The sequence below is a fragment of the Paenibacillus glycanilyticus genome, assembly GCF_023715145.1.
Taxonomy (GTDB): domain Bacteria; phylum Bacillota; class Bacilli; order Paenibacillales; family Paenibacillaceae; genus Pristimantibacillus; species Pristimantibacillus glycanilyticus_A.
This window is the reverse complement of sequence record NZ_JAMBNP010000001.1, coordinates 737,834-762,851: the sequence shown is the minus strand read 5'-3', so window position 1 is coordinate 762,851 and position 25,018 is coordinate 737,834. Positions and strand designations below refer to the sequence as shown.

The 25,018-nt window shown below is 50.4% G+C and carries 25 protein-coding genes and 1 other annotated feature; of the genes, 23 read left to right on the top strand and 2 right to left on the bottom strand.

Annotated features, from left to right (window positions below; genetic code table 11):
* The first annotated feature begins 199 nt into the window (after positions 1-199).
* The 5 genes from murB to ftsZ all read left to right on the top strand — a co-directional run bounded on the left by murB (position 200) and on the right by ftsZ (position 5,862).
* Positions 200-1,105, top strand: coding sequence for a UDP-N-acetylmuramate dehydrogenase (murB, locus tag M3194_RS03550; protein ID WP_251651632.1), 906 nt, complete (start codon positions 200-202; stop codon positions 1,103-1,105).
* A 15-nt stretch (positions 1,106-1,120) separates the two neighbouring features.
* On the top strand, positions 1,121-2,389 hold the full coding sequence (gene murA / locus M3194_RS03545; RefSeq protein ID WP_251651631.1) for a UDP-N-acetylglucosamine 1-carboxyvinyltransferase: 1,269 nt from the start codon (positions 1,121-1,123) through the stop codon (positions 2,387-2,389).
* Between the two features lie 84 nt (positions 2,390-2,473).
* Positions 2,474-3,241, top strand: coding sequence for a cell division protein FtsQ/DivIB (locus M3194_RS03540; protein WP_251651630.1), 768 nt, complete (start codon positions 2,474-2,476; stop codon positions 3,239-3,241).
* Between the two features lie 225 nt (positions 3,242-3,466).
* Positions 3,467-4,714: a cell division protein FtsA gene (gene ftsA, locus M3194_RS03535; protein ID WP_251651629.1), complete on the top strand. Its 1,248-nt coding sequence runs from the start codon at positions 3,467-3,469 to the stop codon at positions 4,712-4,714.
* 17 nt (positions 4,715-4,731) lie between these two features.
* On the top strand, positions 4,732-5,862 hold the full coding sequence (gene ftsZ, locus M3194_RS03530) for a cell division protein FtsZ (protein WP_251651628.1): 1,131 nt from the start codon (positions 4,732-4,734) through the stop codon (positions 5,860-5,862).
* A 198-nt stretch (positions 5,863-6,060) separates the two neighbouring features.
* On the opposite strand, the gene M3194_RS03525 is transcribed toward ftsZ, so the two are convergent.
* The gene (locus M3194_RS03525; RefSeq protein ID WP_251651627.1) at positions 6,061-6,723 is read right to left on the bottom strand and encodes a DNA-binding response regulator; all 663 of its coding nucleotides are present in this window, start codon (positions 6,721-6,723) and stop codon (positions 6,061-6,063) included.
* Positions 6,724-7,028: 305 nt separating this feature from the next.
* Here M3194_RS03525 and spoIIGA point away from each other — a divergent pair, with 305 nt between their 5' ends.
* From spoIIGA to M3194_RS03465, 12 genes are all read left to right on the top strand, one after another.
* Positions 7,029-7,952 carry a sigma-E processing peptidase SpoIIGA gene (gene spoIIGA, locus M3194_RS03520; protein WP_251651626.1) on the top strand — a complete coding sequence of 308 codons (924 nt, stop codon included), beginning with the start codon at positions 7,029-7,031 and terminating at the stop codon, positions 7,950-7,952.
* Between the two features lie 51 nt (positions 7,953-8,003).
* On the top strand, positions 8,004-8,726 hold the full coding sequence (sigE, locus tag M3194_RS03515) for an RNA polymerase sporulation sigma factor SigE (RefSeq protein ID WP_015845452.1): 723 nt from the start codon (positions 8,004-8,006) through the stop codon (positions 8,724-8,726).
* A gap of 105 nt (positions 8,727-8,831) precedes the next feature.
* Positions 8,832-9,614, top strand: a complete 783-nt coding sequence (gene sigG, locus M3194_RS03510; protein ID WP_015845451.1) for an RNA polymerase sporulation sigma factor SigG — start codon at positions 8,832-8,834, stop codon at positions 9,612-9,614.
* A 169-nt stretch (positions 9,615-9,783) separates the two neighbouring features.
* Positions 9,784-10,062: a PRC-barrel domain-containing protein gene (locus M3194_RS03505; RefSeq protein ID WP_251651625.1), complete on the top strand. Its 279-nt coding sequence runs from the start codon at positions 9,784-9,786 to the stop codon at positions 10,060-10,062.
* A 33-nt stretch (positions 10,063-10,095) separates the two neighbouring features.
* Complete coding sequence (pgeF, locus tag M3194_RS03500) at positions 10,096-10,950, top strand: peptidoglycan editing factor PgeF (RefSeq protein WP_251651624.1); 855 nt, start codon at positions 10,096-10,098, stop codon at positions 10,948-10,950.
* 5 nt (positions 10,951-10,955) lie between these two features.
* Entirely contained in the window at positions 10,956-11,684 is a 729-nt protein-coding gene (locus M3194_RS03495) for a YggS family pyridoxal phosphate-dependent enzyme (RefSeq protein WP_251652124.1), read from the top strand.
* Between the two features lie 3 nt (positions 11,685-11,687).
* Positions 11,688-12,152 carry a cell division protein SepF gene (locus M3194_RS03490; RefSeq protein ID WP_251651623.1) on the top strand — a complete coding sequence of 155 codons (465 nt, stop codon included), beginning with the start codon at positions 11,688-11,690 and terminating at the stop codon, positions 12,150-12,152.
* A gap of 28 nt (positions 12,153-12,180) precedes the next feature.
* On the top strand, positions 12,181-12,432 hold the full coding sequence (locus M3194_RS03485) for a YggT family protein (RefSeq protein WP_251652122.1): 252 nt from the start codon (positions 12,181-12,183) through the stop codon (positions 12,430-12,432).
* Positions 12,433-12,447: 15 nt separating this feature from the next.
* Positions 12,448-13,227, top strand: coding sequence for a YlmH family RNA-binding protein (locus M3194_RS03480; protein WP_251651622.1), 780 nt, complete (start codon positions 12,448-12,450; stop codon positions 13,225-13,227).
* A gap of 101 nt (positions 13,228-13,328) precedes the next feature.
* Positions 13,329-13,877 (top strand): DivIVA domain-containing protein, encoded by a 549-nt coding sequence (locus M3194_RS03475; RefSeq protein ID WP_251651621.1) that lies wholly within the window; start codon positions 13,329-13,331, stop codon positions 13,875-13,877.
* Between the two features lie 66 nt (positions 13,878-13,943).
* Positions 13,944-14,223 (top strand) — a binding site (T-box leader).
* A gap of 269 nt (positions 14,224-14,492) precedes the next feature.
* Positions 14,493-17,582, top strand: coding sequence for an isoleucine--tRNA ligase (gene ileS, locus M3194_RS03470; protein ID WP_251651620.1), 3,090 nt, complete (start codon positions 14,493-14,495; stop codon positions 17,580-17,582).
* A gap of 148 nt (positions 17,583-17,730) precedes the next feature.
* Positions 17,731-18,096 (top strand): DUF5665 domain-containing protein, encoded by a 366-nt coding sequence (locus M3194_RS03465; protein ID WP_251651619.1) that lies wholly within the window; start codon positions 17,731-17,733, stop codon positions 18,094-18,096.
* A 40-nt stretch (positions 18,097-18,136) separates the two neighbouring features.
* Here the strand turns inward: M3194_RS03465 and M3194_RS03460 are convergent, their stop codons facing one another.
* On the bottom strand, positions 18,137-18,841 hold the full coding sequence (locus M3194_RS03460) for a TraR/DksA C4-type zinc finger protein (protein ID WP_251651618.1): 705 nt from the start codon (positions 18,839-18,841) through the stop codon (positions 18,137-18,139).
* Positions 18,842-19,009: 168 nt separating this feature from the next.
* Between M3194_RS03460 and lspA the strand changes: the two genes are divergently transcribed.
* From lspA to M3194_RS03430, 6 genes are all read left to right on the top strand, one after another.
* Positions 19,010-19,531 (top strand): signal peptidase II, encoded by a 522-nt coding sequence (gene lspA, locus M3194_RS03455; protein ID WP_251651617.1) that lies wholly within the window; start codon positions 19,010-19,012, stop codon positions 19,529-19,531.
* A complete protein-coding gene (locus M3194_RS03450; protein ID WP_251651616.1) occupies positions 19,512-20,459 on the top strand; it encodes an RluA family pseudouridine synthase in 948 nt (315 codons plus the stop codon). The genes lspA and M3194_RS03450 overlap by 20 nt, the downstream gene beginning before the upstream one ends.
* A 143-nt stretch (positions 20,460-20,602) precedes the next feature.
* Entirely contained in the window at positions 20,603-21,838 is a 1,236-nt protein-coding gene (locus M3194_RS03445) for an LL-diaminopimelate aminotransferase (protein WP_251651615.1), read from the top strand.
* A 375-nt stretch (positions 21,839-22,213) separates the two neighbouring features.
* Positions 22,214-22,783, top strand: a complete 570-nt coding sequence (gene pyrR / locus M3194_RS03440; RefSeq protein WP_311289516.1) for a bifunctional pyr operon transcriptional regulator/uracil phosphoribosyltransferase PyrR — start codon at positions 22,214-22,216, stop codon at positions 22,781-22,783.
* On the top strand, positions 22,780-23,685 hold the full coding sequence (locus M3194_RS03435) for an aspartate carbamoyltransferase catalytic subunit (protein WP_285889124.1): 906 nt from the start codon (positions 22,780-22,782) through the stop codon (positions 23,683-23,685). Before pyrR ends, M3194_RS03435 begins: the two co-directional genes overlap by 4 nt.
* Before the next feature lie 31 nt (positions 23,686-23,716).
* A complete protein-coding gene (locus M3194_RS03430) occupies positions 23,717-25,009 on the top strand; it encodes a dihydroorotase (RefSeq protein WP_251651613.1) in 1,293 nt (430 codons plus the stop codon).
* Positions 25,010-25,018: the final 9 nt, after the last annotated feature.

The window sequence follows — 25,018 nt, the reverse complement described above, 5'->3', positions numbered from 1 at the left end:
GACGTCCATTTTTGTGTTTACGGGGCGGCATAGGCGATTGTCACATTCGGAATGGAGAGGGCATAAGATACTCTATAAATCGTGACCATCGCCCAGCTCGGGCCTTTAGTCACTAACGCTGCGGCGGAAAGCAGTGATGCCAATGCCCATAGCGGAAGCCTTATTCTCTCTAACTAGAAGCAAAAGGAGGTTCGACAACATGGAAACATTTATTGCGGAATTGGAACAAGCAGGTCTCGGCCAGATCCTTTACAATGAGCCGCTTGCAAAACATACAACCTGGAAAATCGGCGGACCCGCTGATGTTCTCTTTATCCCACACGGCAAAGATCAGCTCGTGTCGGCCATCCGGCTGCTTCAGAAGCATGGCGTACCGTGGACGAATCTTGGACGCGGCTCCAACATGCTCGTGAGCGATAAGGGGATCCGCGGCGTAGTGATCAAAACCCGGGATGGGCTGGATTACGTGCGCTTTGAAGGAACGCTCGTACATGCGGGCGCGTCGTTCTCGTTTGTTAAATTATCGAGAATGTCGGGCAGAGAAGGACTTACCGGTCTGGAATTCGCGGGGGGAATACCAGGAACGGTCGGCGGAGCTGTCTATATGAACGCAGGCGCACATGGATCTGATGTGTCACGTATTTTTAGATCAGCTGAGATTGTGCTGGAAACAGGTGAATTGGTTCGATTCGACCGAGAAGAAATGCAATTTTCTTACCGCCACTCAATCCTCCACGAGACCAAAGGCGTTGTCGTTGAAGCGACGTTCGAGCTTGCGGAAGGAAACCGAGATGAAATTACGGCAGCACTTGCGTCCTATCAGGAACGGAGGTTACGCACGCAGCCGCTGCAGCTGGCCTGCGCAGGTAGCGTGTTCCGCAATCCGCCAAATGATTTTGCCGCCAGGCTTATTCAAGAGGCCGGATTAAAGGGCGTTCGATTCGGGGGAGCGGAAGTTTCGGAGCTTCACGCCAATTTCATAGTAAACAGAGGGCAAGCGACAGCTGAAGATGTTCTCACCCTCATGTCTCACATTCAAGGTACAATTGCTGACCACTACGGGGTTCAGCTGGTGCCGGAAGTATTGGTGGTGGGTGAGCGGTAATTCGGAGGTGATACATTGGACAAATTGGTGATTGAAGGCGGGAAACCTCTCTCAGGATCCATTGTTATCCAAGGAGCGAAAAATGCCGCTTTGCCGATATTGGCAGCCTGTATGCTTGCGGAAGGCACATCTACGATTGAACATGTGCCAAGGCTGCTTGATATTGACGTAATGCTTAACATTTTGCGCGAATTAGGATGCCGCGCTGAGCATGTGGGAGATACGGTTGTGCTGAACACGGAAACGGCACATACCTCCCATGTACCGGAATCGTTAATGGGACAGATGCGATCGTCTATCTTTTTGATGGGGCCGCTGTTAGCTAGATTTGGAGAGACGCAGGTGTATCAGCCTGGCGGCTGCGCAATCGGCGAGAGAAAAATCGATCTTCACTTGGAAGGACTTCAGGCTCTTGGCGCAGAAATTGAGGAGATTGGGAACCGGATTATCTGCCGCGCAGACAAACTGCACGGTGCGGATATTCATCTGGCCTTCCCAAGCGTTGGAGCAACGGAGAACATTATGATGGCAGCCGTGCTTGCGGAAGGCCGCACTACGATAAGCAACGCAGCACGCGAGCCGGAAATTCAAGATTTGCAGAGATTTCTGAACGAGATGGGCGCTAAAATCATGGGTGCCGGAACGGATACGATTACGATCGAAGGGGTACAGTCGCTTACGCCTTGCACGTATAAGGTCATTCCGGATCGTATCGTTGCCGGTACCATGATGGTAGCTGCTGCCGCAACACGCGGGCAGGTCACTCTATTAAATACGAATCCAGCACATTTATCCTCGCTTATTCATGTGCTCCGCCGTGCAGGTGTTCAAATCGCTGTTGACGGTGATATAATCAAAGTAGGCTGTCCGGGGCGGCCAAGAGCAGTAGAAAGAGTCGTAACGGCTCCGTATCCTGCCTTCCCGACCGATCTTCAGTCGCAGGTGATGGTCCTGCTTGCGCTGGCAGATGGAGTCAGCATTTTGAAGGAAACGATCTTTGAAGGTCGCCTGAAGCATGTGGATGAATTATCCCGCATGGGCGCCGATATCCGGGTGGATCTGAACTCAGCCTTCATCCGCGGCGTACCGCGTCTATATGGTGCAACGGTGGAAGCTACCGACCTCAGAGCGGGTGCTGCGCTTGTGATTGCCGGATTAGCCGCTCAAGGCAAAACGATAGTAGAGCAAATCCATCATATCGACCGCGGCTATGATTGCATTGAAACGATGTTGGGAAGACTCGGCGCGCGCATTTCGCGTTACTCTCCTGTACCGAAGAATTGATCGGGTGAAATCGCAGCTGGATAGAAACGACCGGCCCTGCCAATAAGGAGGACCGGATGTTTTTTTAGAAGGAAGGGACAAGTTATGAGCGAGCTAGTGCCTGTGTTGAAAGAGCCGGAGCGCAAGAGGAAGGGCAGCCGCAAACTGCTGACCGTTCTTTTTTTATTGTTTGTTATTCTCTTATCTGTATTATTTTTCAACTCATCAATCAGCAAGATTACGACGATAACAATAGAGGGCGCACAATATACTTCCAAAAGCGATATTCAGGCAGCCTCTGGCATTACCGCAGGAGACGCTTACTTCGGCGTATCGGAGGGCAAAGTTGAGAGCCGCCTCACGGCTTTGAAGCCGATTCAGGAAGCTAGCGTCGCGAAGTCCTTCCCCGGCAATGTCAAAATAACGATCAGAGAATTTCCCGTAGTCGCGTTCGAATTGTCAGCAAACGGCGAAATGGCCGCCATTATGTCGAACGGCACGAATGTTTCGGCATTAAGCGACGAATTTCTGATGGACAAGCCGGTGCTCTCCGGATGGAAGCCGGATGACCCGAACCGGGCAGAGCTGACCAAGCAGCTGGGGCAAATCTCGGAAAAGCAGCTGTCTGACCTGTCGGAGATTATCCCGTATCCGTCCAAGGCCTATCCAGACCGGATCAAGATCTACACTCGGACCAAATTTGAGGTCATCACGGCGGTCTCCCTGCTTGCCGAGAAGATCGAAGCGCTAAATGCGGTTATCGAGACCCAGGAGCCCGGGAAGATTACAATGCTGCTCGCGGACACTTATGTTCCGTTTAATAGTAATGCTTCAGAAAATATGGAATCTGATCAAAAAGAGACTACTCAATAGGTAGAAAGAATGGTAGAATTTTATACACAGATTTAATATATTTTCATAGATAATCAAGCATTCATGAGGATTCATAACATAAGGCTTAATGCCGCGACATTAGGGAAATGAAAATTTTGTTGAAAAAAGAGGGAATATATCAAAGGTGTTGAATAAGTAGAAGGACGAATGTTTAAACCCTATTCTTGTGTAAATTTAATTAGTTGAAACGGGAGGTGCCGCGGGTTGAGCAGTAACGACATCATCGTCAGTTTGGACATCGGTACATCCAAAGTTCGTGCTATTATTGGGGAAGTGAGCAACGGAACCATTAATATTATTGGAGTTGGATCTGCCGACTCGGAGGGTATTCGCAAGGGAGCTATTGTAGATATTGACCAGACCGTGCAGTCGATTCGCAGCGCAGTGGAGCATGCGGAAAGAATGGTTGGCATTCAAATATCGGACGTCTATGTTGGGATTCAAGGGAATCACATTGCACTTCAGACGAATCGTGGCGTTGTTGCAGTATCCAATGAGGATCGTGAAATAGGCGAGGAAGATATCGAACGCGTTGTTCAAGCGGCCAAGGTGGTCGCGCTTCCTCCTGAAAGAGAAATCGTTAATTTAGTACCGAAGCAGTTTTTGGTAGACGGCTTGGAAGGCATCTCAGACCCGCGCGGAATGATTGGCGTACGGCTTGAGGTTGAAGCGACCATTGTGACGGGTGCAAAGACGGCTATACATAATTTAATGCGCTGCGTAGAGAAAGCCGGGCTTCGGATTTCTGGAGTAATCCTGATGTCACTCGCTTCTGGTGTTATGTCGCTTACAAAAGATGAGAAGACGATTGGAACGGTGCTTACCGATATCGGTGCAGGTTCTACAACGATTACCATCTACGAGCAAGGCAGCTTGGCCGCTATTTCAACCTTGCCTATCGGCGGGGAATATGTCACCAACGATATTGCCTACGGGCTTCGCACGCAATCGGAGCAGGCGGAGAAAATTAAGCTGAAGTACGGCTGCGCTTTTGTCAACGATGCAGCCGACGATGTGAAATTCAAAGTAACCCGCATGGGAAGCAATGTAGAGAAAGAGTTTTCCCAGGTCGATCTGGCCAGCATTATTGAGCCGCGCATGCAGGAGATCTTCCATCTTGTGCGCCAAGAGGTGCGCAGGCTTGGTTATGGGGATAAAGTGAACGGATACGTACTCACTGGAGGTTCTGTTACGATGCCGGGTACGCTGGCACTTGCGCAAGCGGAGCTGGAGTCATCCGTTCGTATCGCATCGCCGGATTATATCGGCGTGCGAGACCCTGCTTACAGCAGCGGGGTAGGAATGATCCAATACGTGTCGAAATATATGGGAGTACGAGGAGCAGCAGCAAGTACAGGGAAGAAAACGGCAAGCCGCAAGTCGGGTACCACCGCTTCATCCAAACCCGGTATGTTCGAACGGTTGAAAAATATGTTTAGCGAATTTATTTGATCGGGGGAAAATGAAAGATGTTGGAATTCGATTTGGATCTGGAGCAACTCGCTCAAATAAAGGTAATTGGTGTTGGCGGCGGCGGCAGCAACGCCGTTAATCGTATGATTGAGAACGGCGTTAAAGGCGTCGATTTCATAACCGTAAATACGGATGCGCAAGCTTTGCACCTTGCAAAGTCCGAGCATAAGCTGCAAATCGGCGATAAGCTGACTCGCGGACTTGGCGCCGGAGCGAATCCGGAAGTAGGCAAGAAAGCGGCTGAAGAGTCGAGAGAGCTTGTTATGCAGCAACTGAAAGGCTCGGACATGGTATTCGTTACTGCCGGCATGGGCGGCGGTACGGGAACTGGTGCAGCTCCGGTTATTGCGGAGATCGCGCGCGAATGCGGCGCTCTGACAGTAGGCGTAGTTACCCGTCCTTTCACCTTCGAAGGCCGCAAGCGTTCCGCACAAGCAGAGCTTGGCATCGAAGCGCTGAAGGAAAAGGTAGATACGCTGATCGTCATCCCGAATGACCGTTTGCTTGAGATCGTTGACAAGAAGACTCCGATGCTGGAAGCATTCCGTGAGGCGGATAACGTCCTTCGCCAAGCTGTTCAAGGTATCTCCGACCTGATCGCAGTACCAGGTCTGATTAACCTTGACTTTGCAGACGTGAAGACGATTATGACGGAACGCGGTTCCGCGCTGATGGGTATCGGTATCGCTACAGGCGAGAACCGTGCTGCAGAAGCGGCAAAGAAAGCCATTATGAGCCCGCTGCTCGAGACGTCCATTGACGGCGCTCGCGGCGTTATCATGAACATTACAGGCGGCAGCAACCTGTCGTTGTACGAAGTTAATGAAGCGGCCGAGATCGTTATCTCTGCTTCCGATCCGGAAGTAAACATGATCTTTGGTGCAATCATCGACGAAGAGCTGAAGGATGAGATCAAGGTAACGGTAATCGCAACGGGCTTCGAGCATAAGCCATCCGCTGCAACGCGCCGTGCGCCTCAGCCTCAAGCAGAGCCGGAAGCTCGCCAGACAACGACAACTGCGTCGTCCACGTCGCAAACTGCCGCGGTTAAACCATTTGGCGCATCGTCTTCGAGCGATCAGCTCGAAATCCCTGCGTTCCTTCGCAACCGTCGCAACGACCGCTAATCTTTTGACTTAACGCATGACCGGCCCAGCCGGTCATGCGTTTTTTTATTTATATAAGAATGAACCTGCAACGGCCAAATGGTATGCCCTGCTCATTGTCCTATTGTAAGCTGTAAGCTCCAAAAGCATCTAACAGCACCAGAAAAGCAGCCCAATCTGGGCTGTAAGCTCCAAAGGAGTCTAACAGCCCTGAATGAATTATAGCTTATCTCTATTAACGCTATAACATCGAACGCGATGTTCACCTTTCCCATGCTTGACTAATCTATTGCTTGTTAACATCGTTTGAATAATTTTCATGGTACGTTTCTGACCTATATGAAGATAACGTTCAATATCAATCGGCCTAACCGGCCTGCCTAGCTGCAGAGCATACTTCAGAATCTCTGCCTCCAGAATCAGGTCCGCATTTATCTCAGCTGCCTCGGCACTCCCAAATCGCGCACCAAAAAATTGCTGAAGCACTTGGATGCACATCCGAGGCTTGTCTTTAACATCATCGTAAGAGAATCGCAGCACCTGCCACCCGTCTATTACAAGATGATTCTGCCGGACCAGCTGGTCAGAGAACTGCCATCTGCTAACCCCTGCAGCATGCGTATTAAATCCGTCAATCTCAATAGCAAGCCGAATGGAATCACGTAAATAGGCAAAATCCAGATATCGCTTCCCGTCACGGAAGTCCAATAACTCGTATTCAGGATGAAGATGGTCGAATTGCGAGAAGGCGGGCCACCATATCTTTTGAAGAAACAGCTTGCCCTCATGGCTCATTCCTTCCTCAAGTCTTCTTTTATTTTCGCCATCACGTCTCTTAAGATGAACGTCATACCAACTATTAAATACCTCCTCATACGACAAAACCAGTCACGCTCCTCGTCAAATCGGAATAAAAAAGCCGCGCCTAAGGAACAGAGAGGTTCCTTAAAACGCGGCGTGTGCTTCACAGTCATAGGAGTAATATGGATAAAGATTACCATATTCCCGGTATGGCAACAACCCGTTAGCCCTATAAACTCCCATTTTACCCTCGACAAAAAAAGCTATGTCATACCGTCATGTTTAGACAGACTTTGAAATAAGATTTTTATATACTAGGGTCAATCGTTCTCTCCGGAGGGGAGAGCAAGTAAGACTGTCCTTCGAACCCGCTGGAAGGTGAAGCTGTGGCTGTTTATGTCGATGTCATGTTTGTGCGGGAGATGCTTGTGGACGGCAGTATACTGCTGACGACCGCCTGGGTTCGCCATATCCAGGCACGTCCTTGGCGGGTGCTTACGGCAGCCGGCATTGGCGCTTGCTACGTTGTTCTTATGCTTTTTCCGCCGTTATCCATCCTATTTACATTAGCTGTAAAAATACTGATTTCCCTCCTCATGTTATGGGTCGCGTTTGGCTTCTTCTCGATTCAGAACTTCTTCAGGAACATCGCGGCCTTCTATACGATTAATTTCGTAGCCGCTGGCGCGATCATCGGTATTCATTACTTGTTGATGCAGGGCTCAGGCGAAGTTTGGCGCACGATCACCTTTATAAATGGCGGTATGCAGATCGAGCTGAAGATGGGATTTATTTATGTGCTCGCTGCGTTTAGTATCGGCATTTACATATACCGCTCGGTTTATGTACAGCGGCGCGAGAGGGAGCTGGTGAGAACCCATTTGGCCGAGGTGAAAATTCAAATCGGCGACCGGGAGCATACGTGCACCGGACTGATCGACACGGGCAACCAGCTGTATGACCCGTTAACCAGGACGCCGGTTATGGTTGTGGAGGCGAACGTATGGCAAGATGATTTGCCGGAGTCATGGCTCAAAAGCATTCGCGAAGCGCAGGTAGATCGGCTTGTTGCCGGTCTTGGCGAAGAAACCTTTGCCTGGCAGGATCGTCTGCGACTTGTACCCTACAGAGGAATCAATCGCGGATCACAATTTATGCTGGCCTTGAAGCCGGATTATGTTCAAATTGAGCGGGAAGGGCAAGTATTCGTCTCTCGGAAGGTGCTGGTCGGCATCGACGGCGGCAAGCTTTCGTCAGACAGTGCTTACCAAGCGATAATCCATCCGTCACTCGTTCAGAACAGCCAATGATTGGATTAAGAAGGATGAACGTTTACATCATTTTGGGGAGGGATGGGCCGCATGCTCGTCAAGTGGAAATTAGTCCTGCAGTTATATTATTATCGTGTTTTGTTTTTATTCGGATTAAAAAGCGAAGAAATCTATTATATCGGCGGCAGCGAGGCGCTACCTCCGCCCTTGACCCGTGAAGAAGAGGAATATTTGCTCGACAAGCTTCCATCCGGTGATACGGCAATCCGCGCGATGCTGATTGAGCGCAATTTGCGCCTCGTCGTTTACATTGCGCGTAAATTTGAGAATACCGGCATTCATATTGAAGATCTGGTATCGATCGGTGCAATCGGTCTGATTAAAGCGGTCAATACGTTTGATCCGGAGAAAAAAATCAAGCTGGCCACTTACGCCTCCCGCTGTATCGAGAACGAAATTCTCATGTATCTGCGCCGCAACAGCAAGACGCGGACAGAGGTATCTTTTGATGAGCCGCTGAACATTGATTGGGATGGCAACGAGCTGCTCTTGTCCGACGTGCTCGGTACGGAGAATGACACCATCTACCGGAATATCGAGGAGCAGGTCGACCGCAAGCTTCTTCATAAAGCGCTTGATAAGCTGTCGGAGCGGGAGCGTATTATTATGGAGCTGAGGTTTGGACTTGCCGACGGAGAGGAAAAAACCCAGAAGGATGTGGCCGATCTTCTAGGTATTTCGCAGTCCTATATTTCGCGTCTTGAGAAGCGGATCATCAAGCGTCTGCGCAAGGAATTTAACAAAATGGTGTAAAGTTATTCCCAATTATGGGTCAACAGATACCCCGTTTTCGGAAGAATAAAATGGGGGTCCGAGGAGATAATGTACATTAATGTTTCTCCTTGGGAGGTAATCACGTTGACCCGAAATAAAGTCGAGATCTGTGGAGTGGATACCGCGAAACTGCCTGTCCTGACCAATGCCGAAATGCGGGAGTTGTTCACCGCACTACAAACCCAGAATGAATGGGCAGCAAGAGAGAAATTAGTTAACGGCAATTTAAGGCTGGTTCTTAGTGTGATTCAACGGTTTAACAATAGGGGAGAGTTTGTGGACGACTTATTCCAGGTCGGCTGCATCGGACTTATGAAGGCGATCGATAATTTCGACCTTAGCCAAAACGTCAAATTTTCCACCTACGCCGTACCGATGATTATCGGTGAAATTCGCCGTTACTTGCGTGACAATAATCCGATCCGCGTATCGCGGAGCCTGAGGGATATTGCCTATAAAGCGCTGCAGGTTCGTGACAGCCTGACGAATCAAAATTCGCGTGAACCAACGATTTTCGAAATTTCCGAAGCTCTAAATGTACCGAAGGAAGATGTCGTATTCGCCTTAGACGCCATTCAGGATCCGGTATCGCTGTTTGAACCGATCTATCATGACGGCGGCGATCCGATCTATGTGATGGACCAGATCAGCGATGACAAGAACAAGGATGTGTCATGGATTGAGGAGATTGCTCTCCGAGAGGCGATGCATAAGCTTAACGACCGCGAAAAAATGATTTTATCCATGCGTTTCTTTGAAGGAAAGACGCAGATGGAAGTGGCCGACGAAATCGGCATCTCGCAGGCGCAGGTATCCAGGCTGGAGAAGTCAGCTATCCAACAAATGCAAAAGCATGTTAAGACTTGAACGGTGCCGCCAGGCACCGTTTTTTTTCGTGCCTGGCCTACTTGTTTTTTTGCGCGGATAGGACATTTTGGGCGTTTTGTACATATAAATAAGTGAGGATGTTCATCCCGTTTAAGTGCATGACGGCTGCGCCAACGTTCTTATCATTAAGAAAAGTGGTGATGCGCAAGTGAAGATATCCGATTTTCAAACGAAGGATGTCATTAATATTGTGGACGGCAAGAAGCTGGGACAGATCAGCGATTTGGAGCTCGATCTCCGTCAAGGCCGCATCGATGCGATAGTCATTCCCCAATTTACAAGATTTCTTGGCGTGTTCGGCAACGGAGGGACAGAGGTTGTCATCCCTTGGCGCAATATTGTGAAGATCGGTGCAGACGTTGTGCTTGTCCGGCTGGATGAATCAAACAAGAAGCTAGAAGAAGAGGATTTGCACGCGCGCACATAACAGGTTAAACTGCTTACAGAGGTGAGTGCCCGTATGGAATCGTTTAAATCTGTACCAACGGCGAAGGGACCTTCGCTTTTTTTATTGCCATCCTGGATGGAGCAAAATGATCGGCTGACAGCCGGATTTACGGGCAGGAGCGGCGGAGTAAGCGAAGAGCCTTGGACGTCGCTGAACGTTGGCCTGCATGTCGGAGATGCGGATGCAGACGTCGTGCGCAACCGCGAGCTGATTGCCGAAGCTATCGGCTGGCCGTTTGAAGCGTGGACCTGCGGGGAGCAGGTGCATGGCTGCGAGGTATTCCAGGTAACGGAAGGCGAGCGGGGCAAGGGCAGACTGTCGCGGGACTCGGCTATTGCCGATACGGACGGTCTGATGACGAATATTCCCGGCGTGCTGCTGGCTTCCTTTTACGCCGATTGCGTGCCGTTATATTTCTATGATCCGGAGCATCAGGCCGTCGCTCTGGCTCATGCAGGCTGGAAGGGGACCGTTCAGCAGATTGCTTCCCGGACGATCGAAGCGATGGGACAACAGTATGGAACAAGGCCGGAGCAGCTTCTTTGCGCCATTGGTCCGTCGATCAGCGATTGCTGCTACGAGGTGGACGGCTTTGTTATTGATAAGCTGCAGCCACTGGTAGATAAGCTTGCCGGCAAGCTGAATTCCAGCCTTGAACAAATGATGACATTGGTGGAAAACGGTAAAGCTATGGTAAACTTAAAACAAATTAACCGACATATTATGCTTGAAGCAGGAATTTTGCCGATTCATATCGAATTATCCGAGTGGTGCACGGGATGCAGCACCGATCAGTTTTTCTCCCACCGGAAGGAAGGCGGCAAAACGGGCCGTATGGCCAGCTGGATCGGTATCCGGGAAAGGTGAACATGATGACTAGTACAATTAAATCGGAATTAACAGGAAGACTGGAAGAAGTGCAGCTCCGGATCGCAGCAGCCTGCGAGAGAAGCGGCCGCAATCGCGATGAAGTAAATATTATCGCGGTAACGAAATACGTGTCGCTGGAAACGGCGGAGGCTGCTCATCAGCTTGGCCTTCAGCATCTTGGCGAGAACCGCTGGCAGGATGCGAAGGAGAAATGGGAAGCCATAAGCGGCGGCGATACAGGCGAAGAAGGCGGACAAGCTGTTTGGCACTTCATCGGATCGCTGCAGACGAACAAAGTGAAAGACGTCATCGGCAAATTTACATACATTCATTCGCTTGATCGTCTGTCTTTAGCGCAGGCGATTGACAAGAGGGCTTCCCAGCTTGGCCTTACCGTACCTTGTTTTATTCAGGTTAACGTTTCGGGCGAACAATCCAAGCATGGTCTTGAGCCTGATCAGCTGCCGGTTTTTTTAACAGAGCTTAAGGAATTATCATCACTGCGCGTTATAGGCCTTATGACGATGGCACCTTATGAGACGGAAGCAGAAGAGACAAGGCCGGTATTTCGCGCTTTGCGCGAGCTTAGAGATGAAATGAACGAACGTGCAATCCTCCCGGAATCGATGACGGAATTGTCTATGGGCATGTCAGGAGATTTCGAAGTCGCAATAGAGGAAGGCGCTACCTGGATTCGATTGGGTACGATACTTGTAGGAAAAGAGGGATAGACGATGAGTGTGATGAACCGATTTATGAACTTTCTTGGCCTTCAGGAGGAAGAAGAAATTGTAGAGCGCGAAAGAGTGAAGGACCAGCAGCTGCCGGAAGAACCGGAAGTTGAAACTTCTCCGTTCGAGGCACGTAGAAACTCCAAAGGCGGTAATAACAATATTGTGAGCATTCATACGCAAAAGAGTGTTCGCGTCGTTCTCAGCGAACCGCGCTCTTACGATGAAGCTCAGGATATTGCCGACCATCTGCGTTCGCGCCGGGCGGTTATCGTGAATCTGCAGCGTGTACGCACGGATTTGGCTGTACGGATTGTTGATTTCTTAAGCGGCACGGTCTATGCGCTTAACGGCCACATTTCGAAGCTTGGGCCAAACATCTTCTTGTGTACACCGGATTCCGTAGAAATTCAAGGCGCCATTACCGAAATGCTGGCAGAGGATATTGATTACAATAAGATGAGGTGACCTTGAGTTGAGTGTCTATTCTTTAATCATGAACATCCAGAATATTTACAGCTTTATGATTATCGGCTATGTGTTGTTGTCCTGGCTGCCAAATGCACGCGAGAGCTTTATCGGAGTTTGGCTGGGCAAATTGGTGGAGCCGTATCTCGGTATTTTCCGCAGATTTATTCCACCGATCGGCGGTATGCTTGATCTTTCCCCGATCATTGCGATCTTTGCGTTGCGCTTTATAGCGTATGGCGTTATTGCGGTTCTCCAGTTCATTCTGAACATGTTTTAGAGGAAGGACAGCCCTATGAAGCCAACTGTATACGAACATTTCCATCCGGATGAGAAGCCATTTGTCGACCGGGCGTTGGAATGGGTTGAACGGTCCGCGCAGCTGCATCAGCTGAAGCGGACCGATTTTTTAGATCCGAGACAGGCGCAAATCCTGCACATGCTGGCCAACCGGAATCCGGACGTCCAGCTGCGGCTTGCCGGCGGTTACCCGGAGGCAGAACGCTGCAGAGCCATTATTGGCCCTGAATACCGTTATTTGGATGACGAACCTATTGGACTATCTGTTCTTGCCGTGAACGGCGGAGGGACACATCTTGAGCTTGATCACGGCGATTACCTGGGCGCATTGCTCGGTCTCGGCGTCAAACGTGATCGAATTGGAGATATTCATGTTCATGAGGACTATTCGCATATAATCGTTTTGGACGAAATTGCCGATTACTTAAATGTACACTTAAGACAAGTGCATCGTGCGAGCGTACTTACGGAAATAATTCCCATCACTGAGCTTAAGCCCGTTGTACCTGCCCTTCAAGAAATGTCCTTCACAGTCGCCTCGATGCGGCTTGACGGAATCGCTAGCGACGTCTATCGGATCAGCCGGACCAAGATCGTAGATCCTATCCGTGCAGGCAGATGCAGAGTGAACTGGAAGACAGCCGAGAATCCGTCCGAACAGCTGAAAATGGGAGATGTCGTCTCCTTCAAAGGCTTAGGCAGATTCAAAGTGCTGGAAATTGATGGCATGACAAAAAAGGGAAGAATTCGCGTCAAGGTTGGCAAATTTATTTGATTCGTTGCAGGAATTTGGAAACAACTGTCGAAATCCAAACCAACAACGAATAATTCCGAGTACATCCGCGAATGCGGCAAATACGTTGAGGAGGTGCGCCAATGCCGTTGACGCCATTGGACATACATAACAAGGAATTTGGACGAAGATTACGCGGGTATGACGAGGATGAAGTCAATGAATTCCTTGACCAGGTGATTAAGGACTATGAATCCATCATTCGCGAGAACAAAGAGCTTCAGAATCAGATTCTGACCTTGCAAGAGAGGCTGAACCACTTCTCCAATATCGAGGAGACGCTCAGCAAAACGATTATCGTCGCGCAAGAAGCGGCGGATGAAGTAAGAAACAACGCGAAGAAGGAAGCGCAGCTGATCATTAAAGAGTCGGAGAAAAATGCCGACCGCATTATTAATGAATCGCTGGCGAAGTCCCGCAAAGTATCGCTTGAGGTGGAGGAGCTTAAGAAGCAGGCGTCGATCTACCGGGCACGCTTCCGTACCCTTGTAGAAGCACAGCTTGAATTGCTGAGCCAGGACGGCTGGGATTCGCTTGATCCCGGAACGTCGCAAATCTCGCATAGTTCGCATAATTCCCATTCTTCTCCAAACGTAACTCATCTAGCGGCAGAACATTTGCAGCGCGGCTAGGCATTTGTCATTTGACAACCGCTCGGCGATGAGCTATAAATAGTAGTAATTGCATGAAAGTTGATTTGAACTTCATTGACGAGAACGAGTACGATTCCAAGTTCGTCCACCAGAGAGCCGTCGATTGCTGAGAGACGGCGTTCGAACCGATTCGGAAAATCATCTCCGAGAAGCAGCGCTGAACATGAGATCCAGAAGGATCCATTAATAAGAGCTGACGGCCTGTCCCCCGTTACAGGGACCGCGAATTCAAGCAATTCGCGCCAAGGTGCCGCGGGTCCGTTGATATTATCAGCGTTGACTAACGGAACAAGGGTGGTAACGCGAGCTATGCCTCGTCCCTTTACAGGGACGGGGCTTTTTGTTTTTTCAGGCTATGCTTTACGATCAGGCTGTATTGCTTACGAAGCAAGAATCATCACAAACAGCCAGAATCAGGCTGTTTAGGTTCTAATTCTTTAAGCTTATGCTTACGAAGCAAGAATCATCACAAGCAGCCAGAATCAGGCTGTTTAGGTTCTAATTCTTTAAGCTAATGCTTACGAAGCAAGAATCATCACAAACAGCCAGAATCAGGCTGTTTAGGTTCTAATTCTTTTTAGGAGGTAATGAAAGATGCAACGTGTAGACGTCAAAGAAAAAGCAAGAGCCCGCGATTTACGCATCTTGAAGCAATGGGCGGAGAATGATACGTTCAAGAAATCGATCGAGAACCGCAGCGGCAAACCAAACTATGTATTTTATGAAGGGCCTCCTACCGCAAACGGTGCGCCGCATATCGGACACGTGCTGGGCCGCGTCATCAAGGACTTTATCGGCCGTTACAAAACAATGTCCGGCTACCGCGTCGTGCGTAAAGCCGGCTGGGATACTCACGGTCTTCCCGTTGAGCTTGGCGTAGAGAAGCAGCTTGGCATCTCCGGCAAGCAAGAGATCGAGAAGTACGGCGTAGAGGAATTCATCAAGAAATGCAAGGACAGTGTATTTGTCTATGAGAAGCAATGGCGCGAGCTGACGGAAGCGATCGCGTATTGGACGGATCTCGACAATCCTTACATCACGCTCAAGAACGAGTACATCGAGAGCGTATGGCATATCCTCTCGACGATCCACGGCAAAGGCCTTCTTTATCGCGGACACCGCGTAAGCCCGTATTGCCCATGCTGTCAGACAACGCTGAGCTCGCATGAGGTTGCACAAGGCTACGAAGACGTAAAGGATCTTTCGGCTACCGTTAAATTCAAGCTGGCTAACGGCGAATCGATTCTCGCTTGGACGACAACTCCTTGGACATTGCCAGCTAACGTTGCTCTTGCGGTTAATCCGGAGCTGGATTACATCCGCGCCTCCAAGGACGGCGAAGTATACATCGTCGCTCAAAACCTGGCTGAGAGCGTTCTGAAGGAAGGTTATGAGACCCTGTCGACGCTGAAAGGCTCGGAGCTGGTTGGCCTTGCTTACGAGCCTCCATTCCGTTATGTGCCTGTCGAGCACGGCCACGTCGTGATCCCTGGCGACTTCGTCAGCGACACAAGCGGTACGGGTATCGTTCATATCGCGCCGGCACACGGCGAAGACGACTATAAGGTAGCTCGTCAAAACGGCATCAGCATGCTGAGCGTAGTGAACAACGCAGGCCGTTATGTGGACGAAGTAACCGATCTGGCTGGACGTTTCGTTAAAGACTGCGATGTAGACATCGTCAAAATGCTTAGCGAACGCGGCCTTCTCTTCTCCAAAGAGCGTTACGAGCATAGCTATCCATTCTGCTGGCGCTGTAAGTCTCCGCTTCTGTACTACGCGACAGAAAGCTGGTTCATCGAGACAACAAAAGTAAAAGAACAGCTGATTGCAAACAACAGCACGGTAGACTGGTATCCAGGCCATATCCGCGAAGGACGCTTCGGCAAGTTCCTGGAGGATCTGGTGGACTGGAATATCAGCCGTAACCGTTATTGGGGAACACCGCTTAATGTTTGGGTTTGCGAAGCAACGGGTAAAGAATATGCGCCAAGCAGCATTGCCGACCTGCGCGAGCGCGCCGTCGACTTTGTCCCGGAAGATATCGAGCTGCACAAGCCGTATGTTGACGAGATTAAGCTGAAGTCGCCGTTCCAGGAAGGTGCTGTGATGACTCGCACGTCAGAAGTAATTGACGTATGGTTTGACAGCGGCTCGATGCCATTTGCCCAGCAGCATCATCCGTTTGAGAACGCAGAGGAGTTTGCCGATCAGTATCCGGCCGACATGATCTGCGAAGGGATTGACCAGACGCGCGGCTGGTTCTTCAGCTTGCTGGCGGTATCCACGCTGTACAATGGCAAAGCGCCTTATAAGGCTGTTATCTCGACGGGGCATATCCTTGACGAGAACGGTCAAAAGATGTCCAAATCCAAAGGCAATGTTATCGATCCGTGGGAAATCATCAACGAGTACGGTACGGATGCGTTCCGTTGGGCGCTTCTTGCGGACAGCGCGCCATGGAACAGCAAACGGTTCTCGCGCGGCATCGTAGGGGAAGCGAAGTCGAAGGTGATCGATACGATTGTTAATACGCACGCGTTCTATGCGCTGTATGCATCAATCGACGGCTTCAATCCGGCTGAGCATGACGAACGTCCATCGACGAGCAAGCTCGACCGCTGGATCGTATCCCGCCTGAACAGCTTGATCAAAACGGTTGTAAAAGGTCTTGAAGTAAACGACTTCCTGAACCCTGCAAAATCGATCGAGATCTTTGTTGACGAGCTGAGCAACTGGTACATCCGCCGCTCGCGCGACCGCTTCTGGGGCAGCGGCCTGTCGGAGGACAAAATCGCCGCTTACCAAACTCTGCGCCATGTGCTGCTGACGCTTTCCCGCGTAATTGCTCCATACGCTCCTCTGCTTGCTGAAGACGTATACGGCAATTTGGGCGGCGAGTCCAGCGTTCACCTGGCCAATTATCCGGTTGCCGACGAAGCGGCTATTGACGAGACGCTGGAGCGCGACATGGACAGCGCGAAGCAGATTGTTGAGCTTGCCCGCAATGTGCGGAACGAGACGGGGATCAAGACGCGTCAGCCTCTGTCTGAGCTGATTGTATCGCTTGACCGCGATTTTGCCGTAACCGAATATGAGGATATCATCAAGGACGAGATCAACGTGAAGTCGATTGTGGTCCAAAACAGCGACAGCGGCTTTGTTGATTTCACTCTCAAGCTGAACCTCAAGGTTGCAGGCAAAAAATACGGCAAGCATGTTGGACCTATCCAGGCTTACCTGAAAGGTCTGGCACCTGGTGCGACGCGTGAAGCCGTTACTTCTGGAAGCCTTGTGTTTACAACGGCGGAAGGCGAAGCGATTACGGTAACGACGGAAGAACTGCTCGTTGAAAAGCAAGCCAAATCTGGCTTCGCATCGGCATCGGCGAGCGGCGTGACCGTTGCGCTTAATACAGACATTACGCCTGAGCTGGAACAGGAAGGCTGGGTTCGCGAAGTTATCCGTGCCGTGCAGGATACGCGCAAGAAGCTGGATCTTCCGATTGAGAAACGGATCGATCTTGCCCTGGATGTAGATGCCGATCTGCAAGCTGCTCTGCAGGCCTTCAGCAATGTTCTGAATGAGAACGTCCTGCTAAGCAGCGTCTCGTATGAGAAAGCAGAAGGCATGGAACGCGTATTGCTTGGTGAGAAAGAAATCGGAATTCTTGTCCGCGGATAGGCATACAGACGCCAAGGATCGGGATATAGTATAAGGAGCATGGCCACAAAAAAACGAGCGCCTTGATTGCAAGGCCTCGTTTTTTCCTTCACGGAGGCGGATGGGAATACTAATTAAGCCGCTGACGTTTTGCAAAGGGGGACGCCGCATGGTCCGTATTAAACTGGATAACGACAACTTGGAAAAAGATCGCAAGGATAAGGATCACAATGATTCTTTAGAAACCTCATTAAGCAGGTTGGACATGCGTTTAAGCAAGATCGCTACGGATATGGAACGGACACAAATCGCGGATTACGTGGAATTGCTGAATCGGCCGTTCAAGCTGATGTGGCGAAATCTGCTGGCCGGCCTCTCCCGGGGCGTTGGCATCGCGATCGGATTTACTTTTTTTGCAGCCACCATTCTGTACGTCCTTCGTATTATCGGTGCGCTTAACCTTCCGATCATCGGGGATTACATTGCGGACATTGTGCGTATTGTCCAAATACAGCTGGAAGGCAAGATTTATTAATAAGAAAGGCGGACGGTGCCGGCACCGTCCGCCTTTCTGTTCATTCAAGCTCCAAATCATGATCGCCTTCGTTATGGTCCATGTATTGCTTGTAATTGCGGTTGCGAATGACGGATACATGATTGCCGGTAATATCGGTTGCTACGAAGCTTTCGTAGGACTCGACAAAGCCGTCGTTCTCATCCGCTTCAATTCCAATATGATCATAATCTTCAGCGTTATTATTTTCCGAGTAAGCGGGGGATTCGGACGTACCCCATTGCTCAACAATCTGCCAGGCGTCTTCACCGTCAAAGCCGTTATAATCATCGTCATCCCGGCTGGATCTGCCAAACGGATGAGCGAGAAATTCTTCTTCGACCGGACGATTATGAGAAATCTCCTGTCTGGGACTATGCTCTAAGCAGTACATGGAGTCGGGAAGCGCCTCAAGCCGTTCGTCAGAAATTTGCTGGCCGCAGACGAGGCATTGCCCGTAAGTCCCTTTGTCCATCGCCTCAAGCGCCATGGAAATGCGGGCCAGGTGAAGATCTTCCTTCTCCAGCAGGGCCAAATCCTTCGAACGCTCGAACATTTCGGTTCCGAGATCCGCCGGATGATTATCTATCGGAGATAACTCGCCTGTATTATCGCGCAGCGATGAGGCGAGCCCGTTATGTTCATTGTGGGATTGTCTTTCCTCGATCTCCCTTTTCTCCGCCTCAAGCCGGCTTCGAAGATGTGCAAGCTGGGTTGCATTCGGCATCGGTTGCACCTTCCTTAGATGATTTAGGTCAAACGTTCAACATCTAAGCTATAGTCTTCACCAACGGCTTTTTTTTATAAAGGACTTCATTGGAAAGGGGCACTACTGGCTGAGAAGCTGGCCGTTATGCTACAATACAATAGTTTGGTACAAACTAGGAGGGATACGATGCGTTTATATTATTACTGGATCGCAGTAGCAGCTTTTGTGCTGGACTTCATCACCAAAAAGATCATTGCTGCTCAGCTTGATATCGGCGAACAGATTAGCGTAATTGGCAATTTCTTTCTCATCACCTCGCATCGGAACCGCGGCGCAGCATTTGGCATTTTGCAGGAGCAACGAGTATTCTTCATTATTATTACCGTCCTCATTGTAAGTGCCATCGTCTGGTATATTCATGCTTCCCGAAATACGGGGAAATCCTGGCTTCTAACCGGACTTGGACTTGTACTTGGCGGGGCAGTGGGCAATTTCCTTGACCGTGCCATTGCCGGTGAGGTCGTTGATTTCCTGATGTTTAATTTCGGCAGCTATACGTTCCCGATCTTTAATGTAGCGGATTCCGCTATTTGCGTTGGCGTAGCATGTATTCTAATTGATACGTTGCTGAATTCGAAGGATGATTCGAAAAAAATCAGCAATAGAGAGGATAAGGACCATAACGAGCATGAGCAGCAACCTGTATAACGAGAGCGAAGAATTGTTGGAATTTGAAGTTGCGCCGGAGCAGGCGGGAGAACGAATCGATAAGTTCGTTACGGACAGCCTAAACGAGGATTCCATATCCCGAACGCAGGTGCAGGATTGGATTAAATCCGGTGCCGTGCATGTCAATCAAAATACGGTAAAGCCGAACTACAAAGTGTCTTCGGGCGATCAAGTGGCCATTCGCGTGCCTGAACCGGAAGACGCGGCAATTGTAGCCGAGAATATACCGCTTGATATTGTGTACGAGGATTCAGACGTTATTGTAATTAACAAACCAAGAGGTATGGTCGTTCATCCCGCACCGGGACATTCCTCGGGCACAGTCGTGAATGCGCTGATGCATCATTGCAAGGATCTGTCCGGCATTAACGGCGTTCTTCGTCCAGGTATCGTACACCGCATTGATAAAGATACATCGGGTTTACTGATGGCCGCGAAAAATGACCTTGCTCACGTCTCGCTGGCCGAGCAGCTCAAGGACCATTCGGTATCCCGTAAATATATTGCGCTTGTTCATGGCAATCTGCCGCATGATCAAGGAACGATTGATGCGCCGATCGGCCGCGACCAGAATGACCGGAAGCTGTTTACGGTCACGGACCGCAACAGCAAGCACGCCGTTACTCATTTCGTAGTGCTCGAGCGTATCTCTGATGACTACACCATTGTAGAGCTCCAACTGGAGACGGGGCGTACGCATCAAATCCGCGTTCACATGAAGTATATCGGTTACCCGCTAGCGGGAGATCCGATGTACGGCCGCAACAAGACCGTTGCGCTAAAAGGACAAGCTTTGCATGCAGCGCTGCTTGGCTTTAAGCATCCGCGGACCGGCGAGTATCTGGAGTTTGAGGCACCGATTCCCGCGGATATGGAGCATGTGCTGAATTCGCTTCGTTTGCGCTGATAAGCCGGAAATGCACGCGTTCCAGGGCTTGTGCGGAAAAATGCAAACATTTCAGCAAATCATTCATTATTTCAACGGAAAAAGTAAGCTATTCTTAGCTTAAATCGCAAGACCATTTTGCAAGAAGGAACGGTGAACTATTCATGACAGCCATTAATCACAATTATACAGAGCTGCAAGGCAGCTACCTGTTCTCCGAAATCGCTAAACGCCGCACAAAATTCGTGCAGGAAAATCCAAATGCCGAAATTATCAGCCTGGGTATCGGCGACGTTACGCGCGGCTTGCCCGAAGCGGTAACAAAAGCGATGCATGCTGCTGTTGACGAGCTGGCGGTGCCGGGTTCGTTCCGCGGCTACGGCCCTGAACAAGGCTATGACTTCCTGATCAACGCCATTATCGAGAACGACTACAAAGCGCGCGGCATCAACATTCAGACGAACGAAGTGTTTGTCAGCGACGGTTCGAAATGCGACGTGGGCAACATCCAGGAAATCTTCAGCGAGAACAGCATTGTTGCCGTTCAAGACCCTGTGTATCCGGTTTATGTGGACACTAACGTAATGGCTGGCCGCTCAGGCAAATTCAACAAAGAAACTAACCGTTACGAGAATATCGTGTACCTGGAATGCACGGCGGAAAACAACTTCACGCCAAGCCTTCCGGACCGTAAAGTAGACATCATCTATCTTTGCTACCCGAACAATCCGACAGGCATGACGCTTTCCAAAGAAGAGCTGAAAAAATGGGTTGATTATGCAAAAGAAAACAACTGCATCATCCTGTACGATTCGGCCTATGAAGCGTTTATCCAAGAAGAAGACGTTCCGCACAGCATTTACGAAATCGAAGGCGCTGACGAAGTAGCTATCGAATTCCGCAGCTTCTCGAAGACTGCCGGCTTCACTGGCGTTCGTTGCGCTTACACGGTTGTTCCGCGCAAGCTGAAAGGCCTTGACGCTAACGGCAACGAAGTGCTCATCAACGATCTGTGGAACCGTCGTCATACAACGAAATTCAACGGCGTATCTTATGTAACGCAGCGCGGTGCTGCAGCGATCTACTCGCCTGAAGGCAAAGAGCAAATCGCGGCCCTTGTTGATTACTACATGACGAACGCAGGCATTATCCGCGAGGGTCTTGCTTCGATTGGTCTTGAAGTGTTCGGCGGCGTTAACGCTCCTTACATCTGGCTCAAAACGCCTAACGGCATGGACAGCTGGTCCTTCTTCGATAAGCTTCTGTCGGAAGCTAACATCGTGGGTACGCCTGGCGTAGGCTTCGGTCAAAGCGGCCAAGGCTACTTCCGCCTGACGGCTTTCGGCTCCCGCGAGAACACGGAAAAAGCGGTTGAACGTATCCGCAACCTATCCCTGTAATAGGAATTTACGGCCGTGCAGATTCTAACTGTACGGTCGTTTTTTATTCCTTTCCCAACAGTTAAATTAAGACGCGTAGTTTGCTTTTTATCTGCTATACCCTTGACATCTTATGTCCGACGCGGTACAATTCCTTTGATATATGGCAGTACCTTTAAATCAGCCCTGTGAGGCTGGCAAGGTAGCGTGAATAACAGATCTGCCGCACGTAGAAAAGGGCCTTAGCCTGAACCGCATCCTGCTGGGATAGCGGCGGTTAAGCTGACCCTCTATGTTCGGCTGATCTCAGGCTCCTTGCGTTGTTAGCAAGGAGCTTTTTTTGTCTCCTTGCTGATATGCGCGATTGATGATCCATAACGAGGGAGGCGGCAAGCGGTGGAAGAAGAGCATCTGGTCATAATGGACGAGACGGCGATCCGAAGAGCACTCACAAGAATTGCTCACGAGATCGTTGAGAAGAACAAAGGCATTGATGATTGTGTTCTCATCGGCATCCGGACAAGAGGGATTTACCTGGCGCGCAGAATTGCGGATCGTATCCAAGATATTGAAGGCAAGCCGGTTGAGGTTCGCGAGCTCGATATTACGTCCTACCGCGATGACCGCAAAACGTTAGTTAATGCCAACGTAGAGCTGGCAGCCGTCATTGGCGACCTGAATGGCGAATCATTCTCCGCACATGATAAGAAAGTTATCTTGTGCGATGATGTACTCTTCACCGGACGCACGATCCGGGCAGCGATGGACGCGCTGATGGACTGCGGCAGACCGCAAAGCATCCAGCTGGCTGTACTGGTAGACAGAGGCCACCGCGAGCTTCCGATCCGGCCTGATTACGTGGGCAAGAACGTACCGACCTCCAAACAAGAGCAAATTGACGTCTCGTTAACGGAAATCGATCTGAAGGACCAAGTCATGATCATACACCAGAGGGGGCAGGCCTGATGACGACGATGACACAACTTAAACAACGCAGTTTGCTTGGACTGAAAGAACTTAGCAAAGAAGAAATCGAATCCATCTTGGATCGCGCGGCTTACTGGGAACAGCACCCTAGCAAAGTGCATAACGTGATGCAGGGCAAATTCGCAGCGAACATGTTCTTCGAGAACAGCACAAGAACGCGCTTCTCCTTTGAGGTGGCAGAGAAACGTCTTGGCGCCGAAGTGTTGAACTTCTCCGCTGCTGTATCCAGCGTGCAAAAGGGCGAGTCGATCTATGACACGGTCCGCACACTTGAATCCATGGGCATTGATGTCGGCATCATCCGGCTGAAGCCAATCGGCGTTCTGGCTGAACTGGCAACGAAAATCCAGGTGCCGCTTATCAACGCAGGCGACGGCAACAACGAGCATCCTACGCAGGCACTGCTTGACTTATATACGATGCGCAAGCATTTCGGCAATCTGAACGGTCTGACCGTATCCATTATCGGTGACGTTCTGCACAGCCGCGTAGCACGCTCCAACCTGTGGGCGCTTCGGAAGTTTGGCGCGAAGGTTCAGTTCTGCTCGCCAGGCAATATGAAGGCTCCGGAGCTAGACGCTCCATACGTAACGATGGATGAAGCTCTCAAAGCGGACGTTGTCATGATGCTGCGCGTACAGCTGGAGCGGCACGAGAGCGGCATGCTGAACTCTGCGGAAGCTTACCGCGAGCATTACGGACTGACGGTCGAGCGCGCAAGCCGGATTGGAGAGCACGCGATCATCATGCATCCGGCTCCAATTAACCGCGGCGTAGAGATTGACGATGAACTGGTTGAGCACCCGCAATCACGCATTTTCCCGCAAATGGCAAACGGCGTGCCGATTCGGATGGCAGTAATTGAACGGGCACTGAGCTAACACGAATAAAATCCGGAAGGTGAACAAAACAATGTCAGTATGGATTATTAACGGTAACGTATGGGATACAGCTTCTGGAAGCTTGCAAAAGAAACATATCCGCCTCGAAGGCGAGCAAATTGCTGAAATCGTAGACGGTTCGCTAACGCCTGATACAGGCTCGGCGGAAGTAATCGATGCAGCAGGAAAACTCGTATCGGCGGGCTTCATCGATATGCACGTCCACCTTCGCGATCCGGGCTTTGAATACAAAGAAGATATCGCGACTGGCACAAGATCGGCAGCGAAAGGCGGCTTTACGACAATCGCTTGCATGCCGAACACCCGTCCTTCGGTGGATACGCCGGAAACGGTGAAATACATTCTGGATAAAAACGCGGCAGAAGGCGTTGTAAAAGTTCTTCCTTACGCAGCGATTACAAAAAACCAGCTGGGCCGCGAATTGACGGACTTTGCCGCTTTGAAAGAAGCGGGAGCGATCGGCTTCACGGATGACGGCGTAGGCGTACAAAGCGCGCAAATGATGAAAGACGCGATGGCGCTGGCTCAATCGATGAATATGCCAATCATTGCGCACTGCGAAGACAACACTTTGGTTGAAGGCTTGTACGTGAGCGAAGGCTCCTTCTCCCGCAAGCATGGGCTGAAAGGCATCCCGAACGAATCCGAAGCGATTCATGTCGGCCGCGATGTACTGCTGTCTGAAGCAACTGGCGTGCACTACCATGTATGCCATGTCAGCACCGAGCAATCGGTACGCTTGATCCGTCTGGCGAAGCAAATCGGAGTAAGGGTAACGGCTGAGGTTTGTCCTCATCACCTGGTCCTGTCCGATGAAGATATTCCGGGCTTTGACTCCAATTGGAAAATGAACCCTCCGCTGCGCACGCCGCGTGACGTGGAGGCGGTTATTGAAGCCTTGGAGGACGGCACGATCGATATGATCGTAACCGACCATGCACCGCATAGCGCGGAAGAGAAAGCGCGCGGCATGCAGCTTGCGCCGTTTGGCATCGTAGGCTTCGAGACAGCGTTCCCGCTGCTCTACACGAAGTTTGTGCAGACAGGCAAATGGACGCTTGGCTTCCTGCTTGAGCGCATGACGGCTGACCCGGCTCGCGTATTCGGTCTTTCTACCGGCCGCCTTGAAGCCGGAGCGCCTGCCGACCTGACAATCGTTGATCTCGATAACGAGCGCGCGGTAGACCCATCTACCTTCGCATCAAAAAGCAACAACACGCCATTTGGCGGATGGAAGCTGCAAGGCTGGCCAGTGGCTACAATCGTTGACGGCAAGATCGTATACAACGAATCCGCTAACTAATAGAACATA

Bases quoted from the DNA above. Each gene is read 5' to 3' on its own strand.
- M3194_RS03450 (WP_251651616.1), top strand. From the start codon at position 19,512: ATGAGCAGCAACCTGTATAACGAGAGCGAAGAATTGTTGGAATTTGAA.
- ileS (WP_251651620.1), top strand. From the start codon at position 14,493: ATGCAACGTGTAGACGTCAAAGAAAAAGCAAGAGCCCGCGATTTACGC.
- M3194_RS03475 (WP_251651621.1), top strand. From the start codon at position 13,329: ATGCCGTTGACGCCATTGGACATACATAACAAGGAATTTGGACGAAGA.
- ftsZ (WP_251651628.1), top strand. From the start codon at position 4,732: ATGTTGGAATTCGATTTGGATCTGGAGCAACTCGCTCAAATAAAGGTA.
- M3194_RS03480 (WP_251651622.1), top strand. From the start codon at position 12,448: ATGAAGCCAACTGTATACGAACATTTCCATCCGGATGAGAAGCCATTT.
- M3194_RS03460 (WP_251651618.1), bottom strand. From the start codon at position 18,841: ATGCCGAATGCAACCCAGCTTGCACATCTTCGAAGCCGGCTTGAGGCG.
- M3194_RS03445 (WP_251651615.1), top strand. From the start codon at position 20,603: ATGACAGCCATTAATCACAATTATACAGAGCTGCAAGGCAGCTACCTG.
- M3194_RS03495 (WP_251652124.1), top strand. From the start codon at position 10,956: ATGACTAGTACAATTAAATCGGAATTAACAGGAAGACTGGAAGAAGTG.
- M3194_RS03465 (WP_251651619.1), top strand. From the start codon at position 17,731: ATGGTCCGTATTAAACTGGATAACGACAACTTGGAAAAAGATCGCAAG.
- lspA (WP_251651617.1), top strand. From the start codon at position 19,010: ATGCGTTTATATTATTACTGGATCGCAGTAGCAGCTTTTGTGCTGGAC.
- M3194_RS03490 (WP_251651623.1), top strand. From the start codon at position 11,688: ATGAGTGTGATGAACCGATTTATGAACTTTCTTGGCCTTCAGGAGGAA.
- M3194_RS03430 (WP_251651613.1), top strand. From the start codon at position 23,717: ATGTCAGTATGGATTATTAACGGTAACGTATGGGATACAGCTTCTGGA.
- M3194_RS03485 (WP_251652122.1), top strand. From the start codon at position 12,181: ATGAACATCCAGAATATTTACAGCTTTATGATTATCGGCTATGTGTTG.
- pgeF (WP_251651624.1), top strand. From the start codon at position 10,096: ATGGAATCGTTTAAATCTGTACCAACGGCGAAGGGACCTTCGCTTTTT.
- sigE (WP_015845452.1), top strand. From the start codon at position 8,004: ATGCTCGTCAAGTGGAAATTAGTCCTGCAGTTATATTATTATCGTGTT.
- M3194_RS03540 (WP_251651630.1), top strand. From the start codon at position 2,474: ATGAGCGAGCTAGTGCCTGTGTTGAAAGAGCCGGAGCGCAAGAGGAAG.
- murB (WP_251651632.1), top strand. From the start codon at position 200: ATGGAAACATTTATTGCGGAATTGGAACAAGCAGGTCTCGGCCAGATC.